Origin of the sequence: Paenibacillus sp. JGP012 (assembly GCF_014203995.1) — a bacterium.
GTDB classification, from domain to species: Bacteria; Bacillota; Bacilli; order Paenibacillales; family Paenibacillaceae; genus Paenibacillus; species Paenibacillus silvae.
In genome coordinates, this window is the sequence record NZ_JACHKG010000045.1 from 16,727 (window position 1) to 37,605 (window position 20,879).

At 45.0% G+C, this 20,879-nt stretch carries 19 protein-coding genes and 1 tRNA gene; 1 reads left to right on the forward strand and 19 read right to left on the reverse strand.

All coding sequences use genetic code 11. The features are described from left to right. Window position 1 precedes the first annotated feature (1 nt). From rplI to rpsF, 18 genes are all read right to left on the reverse strand, one after another. Window positions 2–445 carry a 50S ribosomal protein L9 gene (gene rplI / locus HNR77_RS28150; RefSeq protein ID WP_110896928.1) on the reverse strand — a complete coding sequence of 148 codons (444 nt, stop codon included), beginning with the start codon at window positions 443–445 and terminating at the stop codon, window positions 2–4. Continuing rightward, a complete protein-coding gene (locus HNR77_RS28155; protein WP_184191159.1) occupies window positions 442–2,433 on the reverse strand; it encodes a DHH family phosphoesterase in 1,992 nt (663 codons plus the stop codon). The genes rplI and HNR77_RS28155 overlap by 4 nt, the downstream gene beginning before the upstream one ends. 11 nt (window positions 2,434–2,444) lie before the next feature. Further along, window positions 2,445–3,356 (reverse strand): DUF2232 domain-containing protein, encoded by a 912-nt coding sequence (locus HNR77_RS28160; protein WP_184191161.1) that lies wholly within the window; start codon window positions 3,354–3,356, stop codon window positions 2,445–2,447. Between the two features lie 5 nt (window positions 3,357–3,361). Continuing rightward, window positions 3,362–3,664, reverse strand: coding sequence for a MazG-like family protein (locus tag HNR77_RS28165; RefSeq protein WP_090923575.1), 303 nt, complete (start codon window positions 3,662–3,664; stop codon window positions 3,362–3,364). A 205-nt stretch (window positions 3,665–3,869) separates the two neighbouring features. Beyond that, complete coding sequence (locus tag HNR77_RS28170) at window positions 3,870–4,295, reverse strand: CBS domain-containing protein (protein WP_111269836.1); 426 nt, start codon at window positions 4,293–4,295, stop codon at window positions 3,870–3,872. A gap of 198 nt (window positions 4,296–4,493) precedes the next feature. Further along, on the reverse strand, window positions 4,494–5,528 hold the full coding sequence (locus HNR77_RS28175; RefSeq protein ID WP_184191162.1) for an LCP family protein: 1,035 nt from the start codon (window positions 5,526–5,528) through the stop codon (window positions 4,494–4,496). A gap of 249 nt (window positions 5,529–5,777) precedes the next feature. Then, window positions 5,778–7,367, reverse strand: a complete 1,590-nt coding sequence (locus HNR77_RS28180) for an MFS transporter (protein WP_184191164.1) — start codon at window positions 7,365–7,367, stop codon at window positions 5,778–5,780. Window positions 7,368–7,659: 292 nt separating this feature from the next. Next, complete coding sequence (locus HNR77_RS28185) at window positions 7,660–10,086, reverse strand: S9 family peptidase (protein ID WP_184191166.1); 2,427 nt, start codon at window positions 10,084–10,086, stop codon at window positions 7,660–7,662. 113 nt (window positions 10,087–10,199) lie between these two features. Continuing rightward, window positions 10,200–11,096: a D-alanyl-D-alanine carboxypeptidase family protein gene (locus tag HNR77_RS28190; protein ID WP_184191168.1), complete on the reverse strand. Its 897-nt coding sequence runs from the start codon at window positions 11,094–11,096 to the stop codon at window positions 10,200–10,202. A 221-nt stretch (window positions 11,097–11,317) separates the two neighbouring features. Then, window positions 11,318–13,144, reverse strand: a complete 1,827-nt coding sequence (locus tag HNR77_RS28195) for an oligopeptide ABC transporter substrate-binding protein (protein ID WP_184191170.1) — start codon at window positions 13,142–13,144, stop codon at window positions 11,318–11,320. A gap of 19 nt (window positions 13,145–13,163) precedes the next feature. Beyond that, a complete protein-coding gene (locus tag HNR77_RS28200; RefSeq protein WP_111269842.1) occupies window positions 13,164–14,069 on the reverse strand; it encodes an ABC transporter permease in 906 nt (301 codons plus the stop codon). Between the two features lie 28 nt (window positions 14,070–14,097). Next, the gene (gene opp4B / locus HNR77_RS28205) at window positions 14,098–15,060 is read right to left on the reverse strand and encodes an oligopeptide ABC transporter permease (RefSeq protein ID WP_184191172.1); all 963 of its coding nucleotides are present in this window, start codon (window positions 15,058–15,060) and stop codon (window positions 14,098–14,100) included. Window positions 15,061–15,067: 7 nt separating this feature from the next. Next, window positions 15,068–16,000 (reverse strand): ABC transporter ATP-binding protein, encoded by a 933-nt coding sequence (locus tag HNR77_RS28210; RefSeq protein WP_221444032.1) that lies wholly within the window; start codon window positions 15,998–16,000, stop codon window positions 15,068–15,070. 4 nt (window positions 16,001–16,004) lie between these two features. After that, a complete protein-coding gene (locus tag HNR77_RS28215) occupies window positions 16,005–17,003 on the reverse strand; it encodes an ABC transporter ATP-binding protein (RefSeq protein ID WP_184191177.1) in 999 nt (332 codons plus the stop codon). Window positions 17,004–17,745: 742 nt separating this feature from the next. After that, window positions 17,746–18,339: a M15 family metallopeptidase gene (locus tag HNR77_RS28220; RefSeq protein WP_184191173.1), complete on the reverse strand. Its 594-nt coding sequence runs from the start codon at window positions 18,337–18,339 to the stop codon at window positions 17,746–17,748. A gap of 256 nt (window positions 18,340–18,595) precedes the next feature. Further along, window positions 18,596–18,865 carry a 30S ribosomal protein S18 gene (rpsR, locus tag HNR77_RS28225; RefSeq protein WP_090923587.1) on the reverse strand — a complete coding sequence of 90 codons (270 nt, stop codon included), beginning with the start codon at window positions 18,863–18,865 and terminating at the stop codon, window positions 18,596–18,598. A 57-nt stretch (window positions 18,866–18,922) separates the two neighbouring features. Beyond that, entirely contained in the window at window positions 18,923–19,408 is a 486-nt protein-coding gene (gene ssb / locus HNR77_RS28230; RefSeq protein WP_090923588.1) for a single-stranded DNA-binding protein, read from the reverse strand. A gap of 51 nt (window positions 19,409–19,459) precedes the next feature. Then, window positions 19,460–19,753: a 30S ribosomal protein S6 gene (gene rpsF, locus HNR77_RS28235; protein WP_024629534.1), complete on the reverse strand. Its 294-nt coding sequence runs from the start codon at window positions 19,751–19,753 to the stop codon at window positions 19,460–19,462. A gap of 215 nt (window positions 19,754–19,968) precedes the next feature. On the opposite strand from rpsF, the gene HNR77_RS28240 reads away from it, so the two are divergent. Next, window positions 19,969–20,163 (forward strand): YjzC family protein, encoded by a 195-nt coding sequence (locus HNR77_RS28240; RefSeq protein ID WP_145405184.1) that lies wholly within the window; start codon window positions 19,969–19,971, stop codon window positions 20,161–20,163. A 400-nt stretch (window positions 20,164–20,563) separates the two neighbouring features. Here the strand turns inward: HNR77_RS28240 and HNR77_RS28245 are convergent. Next, window positions 20,564–20,654 (reverse strand) — tRNA-Ser (locus HNR77_RS28245). Window positions 20,655–20,879: the final 225 nt, after the last annotated feature.

The following is a 20,879-nucleotide window of genomic DNA, read 5'->3' on the forward strand; positions in this document are numbered from 1 at the left end:
TTTACTCCTCCGTTACCTGAACCTTTAAGGTTGCCTTCACTTCAGGATGAACCTTAACGGTCACTTGTGTTACACCAAGCGTACGAATCGGCTCTTCCAGCTCAATTTTACGTTTATCCACTTTCAGGCCTTTTTTGGATAAAGCTTCTGCGATCTGTTTGCTCGTAATTGCGCCGAACAGACGACCACCCTCACCAGCTTTTGCTTTTAGCTCCGTTACTTCTGCTTCCAGCTTCTTCGCCAGAACCTCTGCTTCGGCTTTTTCTTCCTGTTTGCGTCTTTCTTCCGCAGCATTCTGGTTATCCAGTGTTTTCATGTTACCTTCAGTAGCCAGACGTACAATGCCCCGTGGCAGCAGGAAATTCTGTGCGTATCCTTCAGATACTTCCTTCACTTGCCCTTTCTTGCCTTGACCCTTCATATCTTTTATAAAAATGACTTTCATTCGAACAACCCCTCTTCCTTTTCGATTTCAGCCAGAACGTTCATCAGCCGTTTCTCCGCTTCTCCCAGCGTTCCTTCAAGCTGCACAGCCGCATTGGTCAAATGGCCGCCGCCTCCAAGCCGTTCCATAACTACTTGAACGTTCATACGGCCCAGTGACCTCGCACTGATGCCAATCAGTCCATCCGGACGCTCACTTATAACAAATGATGCGACTACGTCCTTCATGTTAAGCAATGTGTCCGCCACCTGGGCGATCATCATCTGTGAAATTTTGTTGCCAGGTCTAGTGACCGCAAGCGCAATATTCCCATATACCATTTTAGCATGCTTTATGATTTCTGCCTTAGCAATATATTCTGACAGATCCTCTTTCATCAGCTTCTGCACCATAATTGTGTCTGCACCGCTGCGACGAAGGAAACCCGCGGCTTCAAAAGTCCGGGAACCTGTGTGCAGTGCAAAATGCTTTGTATCAAGCGTTATGCCAGCCAGAAGGGCTGTTGCTTCAAGTGGAGTAAACTGCACCTTCTCATGAATATACTGAAGAAGCTCGGTTACAAGTTCCGCCGCAGATGAAGCATATGGCTCCAGATAGATCAGTACCGCATCATTAATAAACTCTTCACCCCGGCGATGGTGATCCACCACGACCACACGCGTTGCAGCCTGAACCAGTTTGGGCTCCATCGTCATGGAGGCCTTATGGGTATCTACAACCACTAATAGCGTGTGCTCCGTCATCAGCTGGGTAGCCTGCTCCGGTGAGACAAGTGCTTTGGACAGCTTCTCATCCTTGTTTACCTGCTCCATCAGCCGTTCAATGGAGGGATTCACGCCATCCAGCACGATACGGGCCTCAACGTTATACAGACTTGCCGCCTTCCACACCCCGATGGATGCGCCAATGGCGTCCATATCCGGCATCTTGTGCCCCATGATCAGCACGCGGTCACTCTCCTGCATCAGGTCACGCAGCGCATGAGCAATTACCCTCGCTCTGACTCGGGTACGTTTCTCCACTGCATTTGACTTTCCACCGTAAAAAGATAAACGCTGTCCCGCCTTCACAGCCGCCTGATCGCCACCTCGCCCAAGGGCCATATCCAGACTGGACTGCGCAAGCTCTCCCAGCTCACTGATGCTGTCCGAGCCAAATGCAAGTCCAACGCTGAGCGTCATCGGCACCTTCAGATCAGCTGTCATCTCCCGAACCTCATCCAGAATGACAAACCTGCTCTGCTCCAGCTCTTGCAGAGATTTATGATTGAGCATCATCAGATAACGATCTGAAGAAAGACGGCGAAGATATACTTCATACTGCTTCGCCCAAGCTGTTATCTCGCTGGTGACTCTGGCAATGAGAGCTGTACGCTGCTGATCATCCATACCCTGAGCAGCCTCGTCCAGATTGTCCAGAATAAGAATACCCAGCGCAATACGTTCATTCTCATATTTATCCCGAAGGATAGCCAGTTCTGTAATCTCATACACATACACGTACCGCTCCTGCGGGTTATGAATTACACCGTAATAACGATCATCCAGCTGGAATTCATCATGAAACTCCTTGGATGAAGGCTCTTTTGATGCTTCCTTTTTCTCCTTTGGTTGAGGGAGATTCGGAAATAAATTAGGCATAGAGCTGCCCACCAATGTTTTCTCATGAAACATCTCTGCAACAAAGCGGTTATGCCATTCTACCGTACGATCCTCGCTGTACAGCACAATTCCGAACGGAAGCATGCTAACGGCCTCGCCCTCCATTCGTTTAATACGAATGGTCAGGCCATTAATATAATCGTTCAGTTCCCGGCGGAATGCCATTTCTGCCTTAATCATGACGATTCCCAGCACCGAAGCCAGTATCAGACTAATCAAACCAAGCGTCCAGTTGTAGATCGTAACGAACATCACAAGCAGCAGCAGCAGTATGAACGCCCATACGGTATAATAGCCGTGCCAGCGTTTCTTTAGAAATTTAGGCATGACTCATCACCCTATCGTTTTGATTTCGATATTGCCTCACGGAGCGGGAACGCCAGATCGATAATTCCGACAATGCGAAGCGGACCAATAAAGAAGACCGCTGCTCCCAGTAGATACGGAATAACCGGGTTCCATCTTTTCAGATGTGAGAGGAAGAAGAAAAAGCCGATCGCCTGAATCATAAAGCCAAGGTTGATGAGCGGTGACATATTCATTGCTATCATCTTCCAATACGTTCCATCACTTTGTCTGGAGATTACCTCGATAATCAGTGCCAGGAAGTAATACCAGATCAACGAACGTGGCATACGCCACTCTCTTGCGGGTGGAAGCTTAGGCACATTCATGCCCATCACGCTAAGAATAGGACGCGCAATAACATGTGTAATAAAGGCCATGACCATCGAGGTCACCACTAATGCAAATGGAATCATTAACTGGGTTTGCTTGGCCACATCTTCTGTCATCTCGGGTGTCCACACAAATCCGTTAATCATCTGACTGGATGAATTGGTAAGCGGTTCAATCGTGAGCTGTACCACATCTTTAATGTACGTAGACAGGTCGAACTGGAATATGAGACTGCCGATCAACAGCAACAGCAGATACTCTGCCAGCATCGTACCGCCACCAGCCATTAAAGTAAACAGCGCTGACTTTTGCTTCTTATAAGCATTGCCCATAGCGATTGCAGGAAGTATAAAGACCAACATAAATAACAGATAAATTGGATGCACCACTAACAATACAATAGCAACGGGCAGGAGATGCCATATAAACGATTTTACAGATAATGAAGCATACAAAATAACTCCTGGAATGATCATGAAGAAAATGGAGAGCACCGATAACGGAGTAAGCAGCGATAGCAGCAAAAGCAGCATTGCTGCACTCCAGACAGCTGTTTTAAAGCTAAATTTCAACAAATTCACCTCTTACGCATATGATCTTCGAGCGCGGAAATATCCTGATACCAGTCTTCAAGCTGGTGACCTTCCTGTTTATGCTTTTTCAACTTCTCAACAAGCAGTGCATCCAGATCTTTGAATGGAATACCAAGCCTTCGGCCCAATATGTAGCTGCTCATCATTAAGCTGGCAAGACTATCTCCGATTCGAATCGTGCTGCCTTCCCACAATGCTTTGAATAATCGGGATACCTGATCAAGTACTTCGGTTTTTAGCCATTCAATCACTTTAGCCCTTTTGGCTACATCCAGTTCTTTAGGCATTTGGCGAAAGTCACTCTCCCCGAAAAAGCTTTATTCTCGATTATAGCATAAAAAGGGGGCCCGCAAAATTACCCCAAAAAGCGGAGAAATTCTCCAAAACTCAATGTCAGGTACGATGCGGAGCCCCGTACATCTTATTCATATATATTAGTAATAATCGCTGTGATTATCCCTAAGGGCCCATTCTTTTTGAAAAGAATCCAACTTATTTAGCCTTAACGGACTCCTTGGCCACAATACCTTCACAATATTCGATAATCTGACTGCGTCTCACAATCCCGATAAAACGCTCCATATCATCCACGACCGGCACAAAGTTCTGTACTTTGGCCAGGTTGATCAGATCCTCCATATTCGCATCAATGGACACCGGCTTTATATCAAGCCTAAGCGGAACGTCTTTGAGCAAAAACTTTGAAGCGTTTTCAAAGGTTATCTTTCCCTCGGCATTTTTCATATACCACAGCAGATCGCCTTCCGTAACCGTACCAATATACTTGCCTTCCTTATTTAAAATAGGCACTGCTGTGAACCGATGATATTCCATCCGTTCCAGCGTTTGCCGCAGCGTAGAGTCCGACGTCACACATGTAACCTCTTGTTTGGGTAGCAAAAAAAATGCGATGTTCATACCCCTGCGTATCCTCCTTGTGTATTTCTCGTTCAACTGGCTCGCTCAACTTATATTATACGTTATAGAACGATAGATGTTCCAAAAGGATGGAAATCTAACATATTGAAGCGCCCCACACAAAGAAAAAAAACAGCAGCCCGCTCATTAAACGTACTGCTGATTGCTGTGCAAGATACACCCTCTGTATGGAATTCATTATTCAATCTTCTGCCGGTCGGGAATCATGACTTCACCGGCTGGGGTCGATTGATCCATCCAGTTTTTAATCAGCTCTTTGGCATATTGAACATCTTTCTCATCAGCACGACCGTAATAAACGCCGTTTTTACGCATGCCTTCGCTCAAAATCGTGAAGCTGGAAACCTGCGGTTTATCCTGGGTCAGCACCTGCTTCGCCAGATCGATAATAAAGGTTGGCTGCATGTCAGTCTGGAAATTATCCCCCATAATCTGGAACAGCTCAGGAATCTTAGCAATCTGACTTAGATTCAGCATTTTGTTTGCAAAGGCGTTCAGGAAAATTTGCTGCCGATTCGTACGGTTAAAGTCACTGTCTTCACGGTATCTCACATAATAAAGGGCTTCCTGTCCGTCATAGATCGGTTTGCCGCCTTTAATTGTGAACTGCTCATGATTTGGATCTTTGTTCACGATATCCTGATCAATGGGCAGCGAAATACCTCCGAGCGCATCGACGACCTTTTTGATTCCCTGAAAATTGATCGTTGCATAGTAGCCTACATCTGCATCAAGGAACTTTTCCACCGTATTGATGGACATATTCTCCCCACCGAAGGCATAAGCATGCGCGATTTTGTCGTAATCATCCGTCCCGTCCTTGTCCGCATCCCTTCCAACAATCTGAACATACGTGTCACGCGGAATGGATACCAGCAGCGCTCGAGACTCCTTAGGCCTTACAACGGCGTAGATGACTGCGTCGGAACGTCCGCGGGACTTCTCATAGTCACGTTTATCCGAGCCCAGAAGTAATACAGAGAATGGCTCTTTGCGATAGACTGTTGGATCAGGCGTATTATTGCCTTCCTGTGGCACGTAAGAATGAGTCAGCTGTGCTTCTACCGTGTCCGCGAGGAACAGATCAAATGCGGCTACAGCGAGCTGCTGACGAAATACATAACCGCCAATGAGCAAAACAACAAGTGAAATCAGTGTTATATATAGGCCTTTGCGACTTTTCTTCTTCTTTTCTTTAGTTCTGCTTTTCATTCATCGATTCCTTCTTCACTCTCAAAATTGAAAATCATTACTACACATTAAACGTTCAATACGTCTGATGACACGCAGTTCTCCGAACTTTTCTATCTTTCGTCCCGGAGCACCGCTGATGCTCGTTCTATTGTAATCATTCCAGCACAATGAAAAGTTACAATCGGGTTAAATTAAAAAGAACAGCGCCCTCCTTTTCGGTTACAAAAGGTTCACTGTTCTTCTTTATGCGCCATAGGTTTCTTTTCGTTACACGGAGTGCGAAGGCTCCTTCTTCATCTGCTGCTTCTCTTTCTGACGAAGACGTCCAGTAACAAGAGCTACAACCAAGGTAAGCACGCTAAAAATAACTGCGGACCAGAATAGCCCGTTGTACCCCTGGCCTGTCGTTTGATGTACTGCCTGAAGCAGTGCTTCCCGTATATTGGCATCAGGAATCCTGGATAATCCCGTCATCAGGCTGGAAACGTCATTTCCCGATGACCCGCCTGAAGCATACTGCTCCAGCATGGCTGGTGGAACCTCGATGCCTCTTGATGCAAGACCAGCTTGAATATTGGAGCCGAGATTGGAGAACGAACGTGCCAGAAATCCGGCAAAAATCGTTGGCGCAATCGCCATTGCCATCTGGCGGAACAGAGAGCTTGTCGCCACCGCGATGCCTTTGTTGTTTTCGCCCGCCTGTTCCGTAACAAGCACATTGACCGGCGCACCCAGCATCATACCGAAACCAATCCCGACAAGGCTGCTCGCGATAACAAACTGCCATATATGCTCTACCCACAGCGGAAACAACAGAAAACCGATCGCAGAGAGTAATCCTGCTGCGGATAACGTCCAGATTGGGCCTTTTCGGTCCACGAGGTAGCCGCCGCCTCCAGCTCCAATCCCCGAGGCCAGAGCAAGAGGGGTAAACCAGTACCCGGAAGCCGTGCTGGATACGCCCAGATACTGCTCTACAAAACCTGGAATGAAAATAACCGAGGCCAGAATGGCTCCCGAGAAAAAAGCAATAAGCAGCGTCCAGCGAAATGACGCAATGCCGAGCAGTTGTGTGGAAACGACCGGTTCACGGTCTGATCCCTCCAGCCTTTTTTCCATATAATAAAAAACAACCAATACAGCTACTCCGGCCAAAAAGAAGCCATAGAACATTGGCGAAGCCATGCTTTGAAGCATGTTCACGCCGTTCAGATTACTGAAGCTGTACATCAGACTCAGCACGCCCAGGCTCAATACTGCAATACCGCTCCAATCGACGGCTGCACGGCTCAGCTTCTGCTCCTCCTGAATATATTTGAGTCCAGCAAGGAACAGCAATATCGCAATCGGTACATTAATGAGGAACAACCAGTGCCAATTCCCGGTTACATCAAGAATAAATGCACCGATGTTCGGCCCGAGGATCGCTGCAATACCGTTCATACCTCCGAGAAGTCCAAGTGCAGTCCCTTGTCGTTGGGCCGGAAATTTGCTAAGCACATAGGAGCTGGCAATGATGAATATCCCGCCGCCACCGAGTGCCTGAATAACCCGGGCAATCAGGAAAAAGGTAAATGAAGTACTCAATGCGACAAGAAGTGATCCGATACCGAATAAAGCAACCTCAATCAGAAACAGCTTCTTACGCCCGAATCGATCCGACAGCTTGCCTGCAATCGGTACGCTGATCGCTAGCCCTAGTGTGTAAAGTGTAATCGTCCAAGCTCCCCATGTTGGCGATACGCCAAACGAAGCATTCAACGTGGTCAGCGACGAAGTAATAATTCCGTTATCGAGTGCCGCCATAAATACACCCACTGCAAACAGAATCAACGGCCATTTCATTTCTTTTTGCATCCCTGGTTACCTCCCGTTCTGATCTTTTGTTCTGCCTTCGTACCAACCGAATAATACTTATATATAAACTGGAATGAATAATAATGACTCATTGGTCATTTTAAAATAAAGCCTATCCTTATGTCAATTGATGAATATCGTTGCGAGATATATTTATAAAAAAGCTGCACCCCGATTCACATCGAATCAGAGCACAGCCTCACCTTTGTTATACCTTGTATATTACCAAGTAAGCTTCGTTCATACATACATCTATACATACTTACTTCTTTAAAAACTTTCCTTTATCCGGCTACTGCATTAGATGACGGTTCAGAAACTTCTCCATAGCACGGTACAGATCAAGCTGGTTCTCCACATTAGCGAAGCCATGCCCTTCATCTGTTTTTAACATATAAGGCACATCAACCCCGCGTTTACGCAGCGCTTCCACAATCTGATCGGACTCAGCCTGTTTGACACGCGGATCATTCGCACCTTGAGCGACAAACAGCGGCGCCTTCATCTGGTCCACATGGAATAGCGGCGAGATCGCTGTGAGCAGCTCTTTATCTTTCACCGGATCACCTACGCGCTCATAAAACATATTTCGTCCCGACTCCCAATAAGGTGGTAGCGAGTCAAGCAATGTAAAGATATTGGATGGACCTACATAACTGATCCCGGCAGCATAGACGTCAGGGGTGAAGGCCAAGCCTGCCAGTGCTGCATAACCTCCGTACGATCCACCGTAGATCGCTACTCGCTTCGGATCAACCGTGCCTTCTTTGACCAGCCAGTTTACACCATCCGTGAGGTCATCCTGCATCGCTTTGCCCCATTGTTTGTTGCCTGCCTCCAAAAACTTCTTGCCATATCCGGTAGAGCCACGGAAGTTCACCTGAAGCACCGCATACCCGCGACTTGCAAGGAACTGTACCTGCGGACTATACCCCCATGAATCCCGAGACCAAGGCCCTCCATGCGGGATAACGACGAGCGGAAGCTCAGAAGCCTGTGCTCCCGGTGGAAGCGTGAGATACCCATGGAGATCCAGACCGTCACGTGATTTATACGTAACAGGCTTCATATCTGCCATTTTCGATTCATTAATCCATGGAGCTGTGTCTGCGAGTTTATCCAGCTTGCCTGTCTTTGAATCATAAAAATAATAGGTGCCCATCGCCTTGTCACTATAGGAGATGAACAATACCTGTCCGTCATTGCTGGTGTTTAAAATGTTAACCTCTTTGCCTGGAACCTTGGCTTTGATATCCTGCACTAATGACTTGAACCCATCATCAAAGAACTCATAATTCATTTTGTCCGTCTCATATACTGCGGCAAGAATCTTGCCTTTTTCCTTGGAAGGAACAATATTGCTCACATCCACATCTTTATTTTCATAAAGAGTTTTGGTCACCTTTTTTGTTGCCGGGCTATATTCCACGATAGCCATCTTGTCCTGATCGATATTGGATACCGCATACAGGTTTTTATTGTCGCTTGTGAACATGAACGGAGCAAAGGTATCTCCTAGCTTTGTTGTGAGCAGAGGTTGGAATGGCTGGTTCTCGGCTTCGCGATACATCAGGGAAGATACGTCGCCATCAATCGATATGGCTACACGAATTTTGCCTTCATTGTCCGTCACCCAATCTGTAATATCACCCGGATTCTCGGCAGCAAGCACTGCCTCCCCTGTATTAATATTAATCCGGTATACATCGAAAATTCTCGGATCACGCTTGTTCATACCCACCAGAATCTCATCAGGAATATTTTGCAAAGAATCGATCAGCAACGCTCTTGTATTCGAATATGGTGTCAGATCCTTGCTTTCTTTTCCAGTAATATCCGTCACATACAGGTGATAGTTCTCATCTCCAGCCGCATCTTTGAAATAAAGAAGCTTCTCATTGGTTGCCCATGCAAACCCGGCAATACTGCGGTCCGTTTCACTGGTAATCCGTACAGGTTTATCCTGTCCGTTCCCTTTAACGACAATATTCATCCGATTGTTCCACGGTTCCATATAAGCCAGATTTTTTCCATCAGGTGACATTTGGAAACCTGCCTGAGCTGGCTGTTTGAAGAAGTCCTCCAGAGGTGTAAGCCCTTCTTTCTTCACATCAAGTCCAAGCGCAAGATACAGAGCATTCGCAAATTCGCCATGCGTAACAGCCTGTTTGGCGTTAAATACACTACCCTCGATAATAAAATGCTGCTTCATCCGAATGGCATCTGTCGCATGTACAGCCGGAATCTGATCTGCATCGCTGTAGACGACCTGTATACCGTTGTCCTTCAGCTCAAAAGCCCTGGTGAACAAAGATGCCATCTGTGCACGTGTAAGCGGTGCGTCCGGCGCATATCCCTTCACCTTACCTTGAATGAGACCACCTTGCTTCAGTGCATAAATAGCTGGAGCAGCCACATCATTCGATTGTACATCTGCAAATCCTGTAAGTACCGCTGGCGCATCCAATTCAAGCACTCGCTGCAGTATGATTGCTGCTTCTGCACGAGTAATTGGAGATGCAATATCTTTCATTCCATCTGTGGTCCCATCTATGTATCCGAGTTGCTGAAGAGTCTGGGTTGCCTTGGAAACGATAGATTCCGAGACAGCCGCCGTAGGCTTGATTGTCTCTGCCGCCTGCACCGCAGGCTGAATCAAAGCAATGGACATCGCCATCGACAGCGTAAGTGCATAACCTTTTTTGCTGAACCTGTTCAAATAATTTCCCCCTTAAAAATGAAATAAAATATTGTCATGGAAAGAGCTACACCTGATTTTACCATGTTTATCTATTTGATAACAATATTTCCTTCACTTAACATCTGCTATCGTTAGTTGACTTTTGTACTTGAAAAACCGTAATTTAGCAGCTTACGCGTCTCAACAAACCGAGCTTCCCGTGTATCTGTTCCAAACACAACCGATATTAGCCGCTTGCCATCCCGCTCAGCCGTTCCTACGAAATGATATCCGGTATCCTTATCGTAACCGGTCTTCAAACCATCATTACCATCATAGGCATACACTCCGCCGATTGAAGATAACATCCAGTTGGTATTGCTCATATAGATGCCTCTCTGATGCATGGATACCTGCATCTGACTGGATACTTTAAGAATCTCGGGATGATGATTAAGCAAATATCTCGCCAGCTTACAAGCATCCATGGCAGTCATTAACGTTTGCCCCTGTACATCCTGCGGACGATTGGGACCCAGCATGGCTTCACTTAAACCGGTGGAGTTGGTAAAGTGAGTGTCTCCTGATAATCCGATCTCTGCAGCCTTCTGATTCATGCGCTGTACAAACTGATGCTCTGAGCCGCTAATATGCTCTGCAAGCGCAACGGCTGCGTCATTGGCGGAATAGACGGCTACGACCTGAAACAGCTCCTGAACGGTGAAGCGATCTCCCTGTTTCAGCGCAAGCTGATTGCCACCGACCGAACTGGCGTACCGGCTGACATTCACCGGATCATCCCAGCGAATATCTCCATTTGCCACCGATTCCATAATAAGCAGTTCGGTCATGAGCTTGCTGACACCAGCTGGTGCAATCTCCTCGGAGCCGTTGTAGTTCATCAGAATCTGTTCTGAATTCATGTCCATCAGCACAGCAGATTCTGCCTTGATGCCAGGCTTGCCCACCAGCATGTCCGGTTTTACGCCCAAATATATAATAATGAGTAAAGTGAACAGCATGCCTGCCCGTTTCCACCATTTTTTCATCGTATTATCACCTCTTACTTATATAGACGAAGCAAAGAGGCATTTTGTCTGCACTTTTTTGAAAAAAAGTTAAATTTTTTTTATTTTTTGGTTACAAAAAAACATGGACCCCAAACACCCCATGCCAGAGTGTCGGAATCCATGTTTAGTTTATCTCTTTAAAGTAACCTTTTCATAATCTGGAGGCACTTTAAGTTAAGTCAGCTGAAGGAAATTAGTGATTATTGAGCAACAACAGGCTTATCCGCATTTACAGCAAGATCACTCAAGTACACACCTGTTCCATCACCAATTGCATAGTTCATTACACGTTTGTTAACAGGTACAACTTCTGCACGATACAATGTTGGGAAGACAGGCACCTCTTCCACCATGTACTGCTGCCATTCATTGTAAATTTCTTTACGCTTCTCTACGTCGAAAGCTTCAGCAGAGATACCACGTGCCAGCAACTTGTCATTCTCTTCACTAGAGAAACGGGAGAAGTTGTACAGTGCATCACGGCCGTACAATCCAGCTGGATCTACGTCAATACCTACTGTCCATGCAGCTTGGTATACATCGAGATTAGGATCGTCCTTACCGTTGTTACCAACGCGATCGTAGAAGCTGTTGAATTCAACCATTTCCAGGTTCACTTTCAGACCGATGGCTGCCCAAGATTGAACATAGTAACGTGCAAGGGGCTCAGCAATGTCACTACCCGTCATCGAAGCAAAATTAATTTCAAGTGGGGATCCATCCGGTTTTGTACGGAATTCTCCGTCCATTTTATAACCAGCTTCGTCAAGCAATTTCTTTGCAGCTTCCGGATCATATTTCACACCTGGATTATTGGAATCATGGAATTCAGGGTGAGAAGGCGGAATCAGTGTTGTTGCGTTCCAACGGAGACCATTATAGAAACGTTTACCTACTTGATCATTGTCTACAGCCAACCACATCGCTTTACGCAGGTTTTTATCTGCCATTTTAGCGTCTGGATTGGTTACAACTTTACCATTCTCAGCATCCCATGTTCCCAGCTTGAAGCCGATATACGTATATGCACGGTCAACCGCACCCAGGAATTCAACATTGGACATATTGGCATTATCTTTATACTGGTCTGTTGGGAAGGAATCTACAATATCCACACCGCCAGATTTCAGCTCTTGAACAACCGTTGTCGGGTTGATTACTTTCAACGTCACTTTGTCCAGTTTTGGAGCTCCACGCCAGTAGTCTTCGTTCTTCACATAAGTTACAGACTCACCTGGAGTAATCGTTTCAACTTTAAATGGACCAAAACCGATAGGTTTTTCACGTACTTCTTTGGAAGAAGACATTTTGGCTACATCCATGTTACCAAAGATATGTTTGGCAAGTGGATATGTCCATACGCCCCCTGTCAGCAGAGAAGGGGATGCCTCTTTATACGTAATGCTGATTTTTTTGTCACTCAGCACTTTAATACCAGAGATTGTTTTTGCTTTACCGGCATGGAATTCATCCATACCTACGACGCTTGTAAAGTTACCATCATAACGCGGGCCGTCATAGCCTTTGCTGCCAATAACTTCGTAAGCAAACTGCAGGTCTTCTGCAGTTACAGGCTTGCCATCATGCCAGTTTACGTTATCACGGATCGTAAGCGTAAATGTTTTACCATCTTCAGAAGTCTCATATGTTGCTGCACCATCATTAGTGTAGACATAGTCTTTGTCCCAAGTTAGCAAACCTTCATCAAACCAGCCTAATACTGATGCATCGGGTGCGCCGGAATAAAAGTTGTAATTGAGTGTACCCTCAAAAGCTGTATCGGATACAAGGCCAAAAGTAATTGATCCGCCTTCAATCGCAGTGCCTTCATTTGTTTTAACATTGTTGAAGTCTTCAATGGAGTATACCCCTTCTTCATTTGCAGGTTTTTCCTCCGTTTTCCCCTCTTCTGTTTTTGTGCCCGGTGCAGGTGTTGCTGCCTCTTTTTCGGAGCACGCCGCAAGCGCCAATACAAAGACCAGCATCATCGTGAAAAATAGTGCTCGTGAAAATAATCCTTTTTTCATGAACCTTTCCTCCCTTTTTTTAACCTCTTCTTTGTCTTGCATCCGTCGCACGCTTCAACGCCTGTCCGACATTATTTATACTCAACATCAATACCAGAATCAGTAGTGATGCAGGTAGCCATATCCACCATCTGTATTCCAACGTTTGCGGGTTGCGTGCATAACTTACGAGTGTTCCCAGACTGGGTGTGCTTTCTGGGAAACCAAAGCCTAGGAAAGACAACCCGGATTCAAGACCAATATTAGATGCCAGGTTCAACGTCATCGTAACGATAATGATTGAACTCAGGTTGGGAAGAAGCTGAGATACAATAATTTTAAAGTGAGACGATCCCAATGTTTTGGAGGCTTTAATATACTCCAGCTCGCCCTCTTGAAGTGCTTTGGAGCGAATCAGCCTGGCAATCCCCATCCATAGGAACGCGGTCATAATTAATGAGAAGGAAACGATATTGTATTTGGGTACCGCAGTAACAAAGGCAATAACTAACATCAGGAATGGCAGAATCATGAAGAAGTCCACCACACGCATAAACATGTTGTCAATCATGCCGCCGAAGTATCCAGATATCACTCCAACCAAAATGCCGATGAATCCAGTCATCAATGTAACCAGAATACCAATGGTTAGTGAGTTTCTTGTTCCGATGACCAGCTGGCCAAATACATCTCGACCACCATAGTCTGTTCCAAGCCAATATTGTGCAGAAGGCGGCTCATATAGGGCAAACAAATCAACCTTTACAATTTCCTCCTGATCCAGGATCAGGGAGGCTCCGTATACAAGAACGAAGATTAATCCTAGGAATATAAGTGAGACCAAGGCTACTTTATCCCTAACCAACTCTCGCCATAATATTTTTAAGCTCGAGGGGCTTTTATCGGTTTTCTGCGAAGGTACTACCACATCATTGACACTGCTCATCTGTTTTCACCCCGAAATCTTCAAGTTCTTACTTAATGCGAATACGCGGATCGACCAAGCCCAGAATAATATCAGACAGCAACGCTCCTAGAATTGTAGCAACCCCATATAACAATACGAGTGCTGTAACAACACTGAAATCCCGTAATGAGATGGAATTCAGGAACAACTGCCCCATACCCGGATAGCTGAATATACTTTCGATAAAGATGGTCCCGCCAATCAGTCCCGTGATCTCGTAACCGAAAAATGCAGCAATCGGCAGCAGGGAGTTTCGCAAAATATGTCTGTTGTAGATTCGGGATTCCGAAGCACCCTTGGCTCTTGCCGTAAGCACGAATTCCTTGTGTTTGATATCAATGATCTCACTGCGCAAATATTGTACCGTGGATACGGTAGAGATTAATGCCATTGATAGCGCCGGCAGAAGCAAATGGTGTATTTTGCTTATGACATATTCGAAAGTGCCTGGTGTGAGACCCGGTGCCACACTTCCTCCAGTCGGGAACCAGCCAAAACGGAAGCCGAAGATCCAGACCATAACCAGAGCGAAGATAAACAGCGGTGCTGCAAAGCCCAGGTACGTATAACCTGTAATCAAACGGTCAGACCATGTATCGTTGTAACGTCCGCTGATAATTCCGAGCGGGATCGCAATAAGATACGTGAGAATGAGCGTTGCCAAAGCAAGCCAGAACGTATTGGCAATCCGTTGACCAATGAGGTCGGTTACTGGCATTTTGAAACGGAAGGATTGTCCGAAGTCACCTATGGCAGCATGACTGATCCAGTCCCAATACTGCACATACCATGGGTTATTCAGCCCCAGTCGTTCACGCTGTTCATCCAGCGCTTTCGGGTCAACGCTCGGGTCGAGTAATCCCGTCAATGCGTCCCCTGGCATGGCTTTGGCCATCAGGAAGACAAGAATGCTAAGCAAAATTATTTGAGGAATCATAATAAATATTCGGCGTACTATAGTTTTCCACATATGGCCTTCAACCTTTCTGAGGTAGAGCTACCCGGTGAGTATCGGAAATGGATTGGAGCGAATAAGCAAGCCCTTCCTCATCGAAGAAATTGCGGTATGAGTTTTCATACTCGGATTTGATCTGTTGTCGGAATGCATTCATTTCCTCACGTTTGGTCGGGTCCATATCCGGAATGGCTGCGATAAGACGTTTGGTGTAAATATGCTGGGGATTTTCAAAAATATCATCTGTTGTCCCTTGTTCCACATATCGACCTTTATACATAATTCCAATCTGGTTGCACATATGGCGTATAATGCCCAGATCGTGACTGATGAACAGATAAGTCAGATTGAGTTCCTTCTGTATCTCCTGCATGAAATTAAGCACCTGGGCTTGTACAGATACATCAAGAGCCGATACAGGCTCGTCAGCAATAATCAGTTTGGGCTTGAGTGCGATAGCACGAGCAATTCCAATCCGTTGACGCTGTCCTCCTGAGAACTCATGCGGATATTTGTGAATGGATTCGGGACTAAGCCCGACCTTTTCCAGCAAATTAGCGACCTGTCTCTTCTCTTCAGCTGCCGTCAGACGCTCATAGTTACGGAGAGGCTCGGCAATGATGTCCAGAACTCTTTTCTTCGGGTTAAGCGAAGAGTACGGATCCTGGAATATCATCTGCACATCCCGCTGAAGCTGACGATCTTTGCGTCTTTCTCTGGTTAAATCCTTACCGTTAAATAAAATTTTGCCAGCCGTTACATGGTTAAGACCAATTACAGCTCTGCCTGTTGTAGTCTTGCCTGAGCCTGATTCTCCTACAAGCCCATATGTCTGGCCCTCTTCGATGGTAAAGCTAACATCATCAACGGCCTTTACACTGCCAATCTCCCGTTTAAGTAATCCTCCGCGAATCGGAAAGTGTATTTTGAGTCCTTCTACTTCGAGTAGTGCCATTATGTTATTCCTCCTCTGCTTGATCAGGGAAATGAAAATGCTGATAGCAGGTACACCTTACGAAGTGACCTGGTGCAATTTCATGCATTTTCGGGTTGTCTTCGTGAGCCGATTCGCTGATCCAAGGAATACGCGCCTTGAAGCGGCAGCCTTGTCGAGGAAGATTTTTGAGAGAAGGCACAATACCTTGAATGACATGCAACTTGGATTTTTCTTCGGTAATTGTAGGAATAGAGTTCAGCAATGAGCGTGTATACGGATGCTTCGCGTTGGTCATAAGCGTTACGATATCCGCAATCTCAACGATCTCACCTGCATACATTACAGCAACCCGATCTGCCATCTCGGCTACAACACCAAGATCATGGGTGATAAGTATAATGCCTGCATTAATCTCATTTTTGAGCTCACGAATCAATTCAAGAATTTGCAGCTGAATCGTAACGTCAAGTGCTGTCGTCGGTTCATCAGCGATCAACAGCTCCGGTTTGTTCGCAATCGCAATCGCGATGACAATACGCTGTCTCATGCCACCAGATAATTCATGGGGATACTGCTTGTATATTTGTTCGGGACGAGGAATCCCTACTTGGTTCAATAAGTGAATAACCTTATCTTTCTTTTCTTTCAAAGACAGCTTAGGTTGATGAAGCGTAAGGATCTCTTCAATCTGTTCACCTATGATCATGAGAGGATTTAATGCGGATAGAGGGTCCTGAAAGATCATCGCCATTTCTTTCCCGCGCAGTTTATTCAACTGATTAGGAGGGAGATTAGCGATATCTTGTCCTTTGTAGAGAATTTGGCCTTCAATTTTAGCTTTGTTATGCAGCCCCATCAGCGAGAATGCAAAAGCACTTTTTCCCGAGCCGGACTCCCCTACAATAGCGAGCACTTCATTTTTCTTAACTTTCAGGTTAACGTGGTCAACTGCTGCATAATAGTTATCTTCAATTCTGAATGATGTCGTAAGATCTCTGACTTCCAATAGCTCATTATTCAAATCAATCACCCTAACCCCGTAAATTCCGCAGACTGTATTCGTGAGTAAATGAATGCATCTACTGTATATTTCCAAGTTCTTCAATAAAATGAACAAAAGTGTATACAAAATACCTTATCGTAAACAGAATCAAGATCATAAGTTTCAATTTAAACCATTGGTCAATTAATGTTGATAATTCCTAGCGGAATTATAATTACAAATAATTACTGTAATCATACGTGTAATTTTAGTTAACGTCAATCATTATTTTGTGTTTTTTGGAATAAATGTTTTCTTTACTACAGTTCTGGGTATTAGTTTTAACTAAAAGGTATCTAAATCGGGGTTTAAAAAGGATTAATCGTTTATGTGAGAACATTTCTTCATTGAAAGGGGGATAAGTATTACAAGATTTTCATGAGCCATATATAACATATCTATAACGCGATTTTGTAATTTCCATGATATTTTCACACCAAAAAGAAAAACGATGTAAATTTCATGTCATATATAGAAGGATTTTGTCGATTACGAGAAGAATATATTTAAGGAATCGAAAAGCGCTGAATCATTGCATCTATACAACATTTGTAAGAAAAACGTAAAAATCTAGTTATTCTAGTATAGTTTTATTTATTTGTTGCTGTAAAGAGTTAATTGTCACTTTTGAACATTTATTTTACAAAAGAAAGAAAAAAGTCCTACGATAAGCAGGACTTTTATAATAATTATTCATATTAATGCATATATAATATATCTATTATTGTTTAGTTGGAGGCCTTTTGCCACGCTTCAAATCACGAATGCTTAAACCAAAGTCCATCTGCAGATGAGGATAGTCCGGGAAGTCTGTCCAGTCCCCGCCCCAGGTAAAACCCATATCCTTGGCCAAATCTACGACCTCCATCCAGTCTGACTTGCCATTGCCGTTATCATCACGCTCCATATCCCACACGATGTTTCCTTCAGGAGTTCTCAAGGCAAAGTCAATGGCGAGTCCATAGTTATGATAAGACTCCCCTCCTCTTGCATTGGTAACGATATTTCCTGATGCTGATCGTCCCTGAGCAAAAAGCGCGTCCTGTTCTTCCACACTTCTGTATCCGTGGGTAATTACAACATTTATGCCACGCCTGGCAGCCATACGAACCAGTACACCCTCGTTCTCAGCCACCACCGGATGTAGTCCCGTAATAGGTATTGGTTCGGGGATCGTCTGATCCGGCCATAACTCATCAAAGTCTCCTTTTTGCTGTAACCATACAAATACAATAGATATAAACAGCGTTGCGATGATCCAGTTTCTCAAGCTTTTTCTTCTTCGTATTCTTTCCTTACGTTGTATTGAATTCATATACTCTCCCGATGTTATTTTGACTCAATTTCCAGTCACAGGCTATATAGCGAAGGTCTTTGTTCTCATCTATACAAGTTAAACTCTATTATAGTTCATCTCGCCTTTGAAAGCTTCTTTTGCAAAAAATACATGATTATACGTTTTCATTTTCTCCATTTTTCATAGGTGCTCTCTCTCCTGTATATGTTTATGCACACAACAAAAAAGCAGCCGGCTATAAGCCGACTGCTCTTGTATGCAAACTGAGTAGAGACTACTCAGTTGTGTATGGCAGCAATGCGATTTGACGGGAGCGTTTGATTGCAATCGTCAGCATGCGTTGATATTTAGCGCTAGTACCTGTTACACGGCGTGGCAAAATTTTTCCACGTTCGCTGATAAATTTACGAAGCAAGTCCGTATCTTTATAGTCGATGTGAGTGATTTTGTTCGCTGTGAAGAAGCACACTTTACGACGTTTGTTACGACCACCACGACGTGCCGGTCTTTTATCGTCTCCGCCTTCTCTTTGCTTGAAGCCCATGCTTTTCAGTCCTTTCCTATCATGTAACCCATATCTCGTAACGAGTATCGGCTCACGTTAAAATGGCAAATCATCATCCGATATATCAATCGGTTTTCCGTCATCGGAAAAAGGATCCTGATTGTTGCTACGCGCAGCATTATTGTTGCTGGCACGTCCGCCGCCGCCTCCATAAGAAGGCTCTTCACGCATAGGTTGTCCCCCGCCGCCACCGCCTTCACGGTTAGCTGACTCCAAGAAACGAACATTATCGGCAATGACTTCGGTTACGTATACACGTTTACCTTCGTTATTTTCGTAGTTCCGTACTTGAATGCGTCCTTCGACTGCAGCCAGACGACCTTTACGCAAATAGTTTGCACAGGTCTCAGCAAGCTGTCTCCAGGTTACGACCGGAATAAAATCTGCTTCCCGCTCTCCCCCTTGACTTGTAAACGGTCTGTCTACGGCCAAAGTAAATTGTGTCACGGCTACTCCTGCAGGAGTATAACGCAACTCAGGGTCCCGGGTTAACCGGCCGATCAGAATGACACGGTTCAACAATGTAATCCCCTCCTTCTGAGCGTATTGGTGCGATAATCACGAGTTACTGTCTTAAGCAGACTTAACGTCGTTAGTAATGAGATAACGAATTACTTCGTCGGAAATTTTCATGAGACGCTCAAGCTCAGTAACTACTGCTGGTTCAGCAGTGAAGTGTACCAGAACATAAACACCATCACGGAATTTCTTGATCTCATACGCAAGACGGCGTTTACCCATAACGTCGTGAGCAGTAACCTCACCACCGCCGTTGGAGATGATGCCTTGGAATTTATCGACTGTAGCTTGAACAACTTCTTGCTCAACGTCAGGACGAATAATGTACATCACTTCATATTTGCGCATAATTTTCACCTCCTTATGGACTCTGGCCCTCAATCCAGGTTGAGAGCAAGGAACGAGCACAAACTCGAACTATATTAATATAACAAATCCACAGACGAAATGCAAGCAAACGTTCCCTGTACAGATTGGTACACAATCACCAACATGATCAAGCCATGACTTGAACACACTATAGAAGCAACACTGATCTCATTCTGTGGAGGAGGCTGCTTGATATGGGTGAACGAACCGAATTTGAACCGGGAGATAAAGCACCGAACGATGGAGAGTACACGGAAGTTGGAGAGAAAAGTTTTCATACGGAAATTAACAATCCCAAGCGAGTTACGTTGAAGAAAGGCGAAGCTTTCCCGGAAACCAGCAACCATAACCGCAAGTGGAAAAAGCTGACCAAGGCTAGGGTGCACTAAAATATTTTGTAATGTTCACGTATATAAAAACTCAATATGCACATAATACAATCAGGCGGTACACGAGAGAGGTGTGGTTCCGTTGGACAACGAAGCCGATTTTTCGCTGTTGGAGTTGCATCACGTAATATAAGAAGCATATGGGTGTGTAAGACCTCGTCTGAAGCACGCGTATTGTAGCAAGCAGTACAGCCAGCGTTTCTGTCGTTACGACCGATTGTGATCTGACTAAACATGTACCGCCGGATAGAGAGCCCTTCGGGGCTCTTTATTTTTCTTCCATAAAAATGATTCAAAAAAGGACTTTCCGAATGGAAAGCCCTCTGCATTTTTCTATTCAAAACTCCATTTCGTGGAGCTTATGTACTACATTACGGTTTCGATAAACAAAAACGTGAAGTGGCGGAAAGGGTGGGATTCGAACCCACGCACGCTGTGACACGCCTAGCTGATTTCGAGTCAGCCCCCTTGGGCCTCTTGGGTACCTTTCCGCAGCAAAATTGATTATATCATGCTTGCAGGAGGAAAGCAATACCTACACCACACCTGCATGTAAACGTTATTTTCGAGTCTACAACTCCCACTTATTACGTGTGCAGATATTGCTAATTTGAACTTAGAAACTGTACTTGCCAAAATTCGGAGTAATAATTTGTAAAAAAAATAGAGACCGTCATATGTTTCCTTGTACAATGGAAGTACCACCCACCATTACG

Bases quoted from the DNA above. Each gene is read 5' to 3' on its own strand.
- rplI (WP_110896928.1), bottom strand. From the start codon at position 445: ATGAAAGTCATTTTTATAAAAGATATGAAGGGTCAAGGCAAGAAAGGG.
- HNR77_RS28155 (WP_184191159.1), bottom strand. From the start codon at position 2,433: ATGCCTAAATTTCTAAAGAAACGCTGGCACGGCTATTATACCGTATGG.
- HNR77_RS28165 (WP_090923575.1), bottom strand. From the start codon at position 3,664: ATGCCTAAAGAACTGGATGTAGCCAAAAGGGCTAAAGTGATTGAATGG.
- HNR77_RS28170 (WP_111269836.1), bottom strand. From the start codon at position 4,295: ATGAACATCGCATTTTTTTTGCTACCCAAACAAGAGGTTACATGTGTG.
- HNR77_RS28175 (WP_184191162.1), bottom strand. From the start codon at position 5,528: ATGAAAAGCAGAACTAAAGAAAAGAAGAAGAAAAGTCGCAAAGGCCTA.
- HNR77_RS28180 (WP_184191164.1), bottom strand. From the start codon at position 7,367: ATGCAAAAAGAAATGAAATGGCCGTTGATTCTGTTTGCAGTGGGTGTA.
- HNR77_RS28190 (WP_184191168.1), bottom strand. From the start codon at position 11,096: ATGAAAAAATGGTGGAAACGGGCAGGCATGCTGTTCACTTTACTCATT.
- HNR77_RS28195 (WP_184191170.1), bottom strand. From the start codon at position 13,144: ATGAAAAAAGGATTATTTTCACGAGCACTATTTTTCACGATGATGCTG.
- HNR77_RS28200 (WP_111269842.1), bottom strand. From the start codon at position 14,069: ATGAGCAGTGTCAATGATGTGGTAGTACCTTCGCAGAAAACCGATAAA.
- opp4B (WP_184191172.1), bottom strand. From the start codon at position 15,060: ATGTGGAAAACTATAGTACGCCGAATATTTATTATGATTCCTCAAATA.
- HNR77_RS28210 (WP_221444032.1), bottom strand. From the start codon at position 16,000: ATGGCACTACTCGAAGTAGAAGGACTCAAAATACACTTTCCGATTCGC.
- HNR77_RS28220 (WP_184191173.1), bottom strand. From the start codon at position 18,339: ATGAATTCAATACAACGTAAGGAAAGAATACGAAGAAGAAAAAGCTTG.
- rpsR (WP_090923587.1), bottom strand. From the start codon at position 18,865: ATGGGCTTCAAGCAAAGAGAAGGCGGAGACGATAAAAGACCGGCACGT.
- rpsF (WP_024629534.1), bottom strand. From the start codon at position 19,753: ATGCGCAAATATGAAGTGATGTACATTATTCGTCCTGACGTTGAGCAA.
- HNR77_RS28240 (WP_145405184.1), top strand. From the start codon at position 19,969: ATGGGTGAACGAACCGAATTTGAACCGGGAGATAAAGCACCGAACGAT.